This is a genomic window from Holdemanella sp. (genome assembly GCF_056804935.1).
This window is the reverse complement of sequence record NZ_DBMEXE010000104.1, coordinates 2,507-5,476: the sequence shown is the minus strand read 5'-3', so window position 1 is coordinate 5,476 and position 2,970 is coordinate 2,507. Positions and strand designations below refer to the sequence as shown.

Below are 2,970 nucleotides of genomic sequence, written 5' to 3'. Positions count from 1 at the left end.
ATTCTGTACACATGTTTCATTACCTCACTTACAGGTAAATTGTACAAGTCTATTTGACATTAATGATGTCTATATCCTGTTTTATTAAATGTGTCTTTTTAGGTAAAATGCTTGCCATATAGTTATACATTACATTTTCATTAAATGTACTTGCCGTTTCTGCCAGTGGCATACAATAATCACGGTTTAAAATAGCCTGTTCTTCAATCATTTCTCCATGGAAAGCATGACCTAACTCATGGGCAACTGTAATAATATCACTTAATGTATTGTTGTAGTTTGTGATAATACGACTTTCATGGATCCAACCCAGGTTTTCACAGAATGCGCCAGGTTGTTTACCTTCATAAGTTGGATAATCAATCCAATGTTCATTAAATGCAGTTTTTGTCATTTCATGTAAGTTTTCACCTACTTTTTCAAAAGCATCCAAAATATAGGATTCGCAATCTTCAATAGAGAAATTAAAGTCACATTCTTGTAAAGTGGCATAGATTTCATACCAAGGAAGACCATGATCATAACCTAGCATCTTGGCCTTTGTACGAAGGTATTTTCTAAATACAGGTAAATATTTTTGAATACTACTCATCATCGCATCCAATGTTTTGGATGACATTCTTGATTCAATCAACATTTTTTCTAAAGGATCTTTATAGCCAAGTAAGCGTGCTTCTATAAGTTGTTGTTTCTTAATGGCACTTACCGCAAAGGCAAGTGGTGTTTCAATTGGTTTATAGGCTTCAAGCTCGGCTAGGAAGGCATCTTTACGAACGTTGGAATCATTATCATGACACATATTCTTTACTTGTGTTAAAGGTAAGCTGTTCCCACGATAGTTGGCCTTGGCATTTCCAGTTAGTGCATAGTACATGTCTGAGAAAGCTTTTTTACTTGTTGGATATACTAAGTTTAATATTTCCTGCTGTTCTAAAGGCAATGTGTGTTTAGCATTGTTTAATTTTTCTTCAATGATAAATTTATAGGTTGAATAATAACTTGATTGCTTGATTTCTTTATCTTCTAAGATTTTTGCCCATAATTCATTCATTTGATTTGCGGCTACAGCACAAGCACTTAATACTTTGCTTGACCATAAAATAGCATCTTCATTGTTGGCTTCTACACTTAGTCTTAATGTTACATATAAACGAAGTCGATATTCTAAGTCTTTGATTTCTTCGAGTTGTTTAAAGGAAGTGTTTGTGTTCACGTTTTCTATTTTGTAGTTTACTAACTGGTCATAGTCCTTTAAAAAGATTGGATCATCATAACCAGTATATAATTTAGATAAATCCCATTTATAATTGTTTGTCATTTGTACACCTGTCTTTCTATATTAATTATAGGAAGTATAGGAATGGAATACTCAGAAAGGAATTTCCTAGATGTTAGGAATAATCGAATATTTCCTAATCGCTAGGAAGTTCGATTCATAGAAAAGAAAATTTGTATGATGTACAATACAATCAGAACAAGGAGGGTATCTATGGAAAACTTGGAAATGATAAGCTTTCAAATTATTTCTTGTGTAGGTACTGCAAAATCAAGCTATATTGAAGCAGCACGTAAGGCGCAGGAATACGAATTTGATAAGGCAGAAGAATTAATTAAAGAAGGAGATGCTATTTATATTAAAGGTCATGAAGCACATGCTTCTTTGATTCAACAAGAGGCAAGAGGAGAGTCTGTTGCGGTAAATATGTTGTTGATGCATGCAGAGGATCAATTGATGGCAGCTGAAAATTTTAAGGCTTTTGCCCAACAACAAATCGTGATTTTCAAGAAATTTCAAGATATTGAGAATAGGTAGGAGACGAATATGAAAAGAGTATACTTATTTTGTGATAATGGGATGTCAACAAGTATGATGGCACAACGTATGCAGGACGTGGCTGACAGTCACAACTTGCCAATTGAATGTAAGGCATTTTCATATAAAATCATTCAAGACATCATTGAAAAAAATACTTTAGATTGTATCTTGATTGGTCCACAAACTAAATTCTTATTTGATGAAATCAATAAAAAATACGGTGATAAAACACCAGTTATGGTTATTGATCCAACAGATTATGGTATGATGGATGCAGAAAAAGTATTAAAAAAAGCTATCGTGCAAATGAAAAAATTTAAAAACAAATAAGGTCGCTTTTTTAAAGCGATTTTATTTTTGAATCATATGTAGGAGGAAAATGTATGTACGGAATTATCGCAACATGGAGAATGGCTTTAGAAGGAATTTCAAAAGCAGATTCTATGTTAAAAAATAACGAAAGTGCAGCGGATTCGATTGAAGAAGTAATCAAAGCTGTAGAGGATTTTGAATACTATAAAAGTGTAGGATATGGAGGACTTCCAAATGAAGAAATGGAAGTGGAATTAGATGCTGCTTTTATGGATGGGGATACACTAGAATTTGGATGTGTTGGGGGCATTAAAGATTTTGCCAACCCTGTTAGTATTGCACGTAGTCTAATGCACTATGATGCCAATAACTTCCTAATTGGTCAAGGTGCTGAAAAATATGCTTCAAGACATGGCTTTGAAAGAAAAACAATGCTTACAGATCGTGCTAAGATTCATTATCACAATCGTACAAAAGAAATCACAAATACGGAATTAAAACCATATTCAGGACATGACACAGTAGGTATGGTTTGTCTAGATACTGCAGGACACATGACTTGTGCTACAAGTACTTCTGGATTGTTCATGAAACATCCAGGACGTCTAGGCGATTCGCCTGTATGTGGTTCTGGATTCTATGTAGATTCTTTTGTCGGAGGAGCGAGTGCTACAGGTTTAGGGGAAGATGTTATGAAGGGCTGTGTTTCTTATGAAATCGTTCGCCTAATGAAAGAAGGCATGCATCCTCAACAAGCGTGTGAAAAGGCTGTACACGATTTTGATTTAGAATTAAAACGAAGAAGAGGGAAAGCTGGAGACATGTCTTTGATTGCGATGAAT

Annotated in this window: 4 protein-coding genes; 3 read left to right on the top strand and 1 reads right to left on the bottom strand. The window is 34.3% G+C overall.

The features are described from left to right. Positions 1-49: 49 nt before the first annotated feature. Entirely contained in the window at positions 50-1,318 is a 1,269-nt protein-coding gene (locus tag ACZQCL_RS05905) for a M3 family metallopeptidase (protein ID WP_482482212.1), read from the bottom strand. A 171-nt stretch (positions 1,319-1,489) separates the two neighbouring features. On the opposite strand from ACZQCL_RS05905, the gene ACZQCL_RS05900 reads away from it, so the two are divergent. The 3 genes from ACZQCL_RS05900 to ACZQCL_RS05890 all read left to right on the top strand — a co-directional run. Beyond that, positions 1,490-1,813 carry a PTS sugar transporter subunit IIA gene (locus tag ACZQCL_RS05900; protein WP_117925071.1) on the top strand — a complete coding sequence of 108 codons (324 nt, stop codon included), beginning with the start codon at positions 1,490-1,492 and terminating at the stop codon, positions 1,811-1,813. A 9-nt stretch (positions 1,814-1,822) separates the two neighbouring features. Beyond that, on the top strand, positions 1,823-2,146 hold the full coding sequence (locus ACZQCL_RS05895) for a PTS sugar transporter subunit IIB (RefSeq protein ID WP_117572409.1): 324 nt from the start codon (positions 1,823-1,825) through the stop codon (positions 2,144-2,146). 53 nt (positions 2,147-2,199) lie between these two features. Further along, positions 2,200-2,970: glycosylasparaginase (locus tag ACZQCL_RS05890; RefSeq protein ID WP_482482209.1), on the top strand; the 771-nt coding region annotated here is incomplete at its 3' end.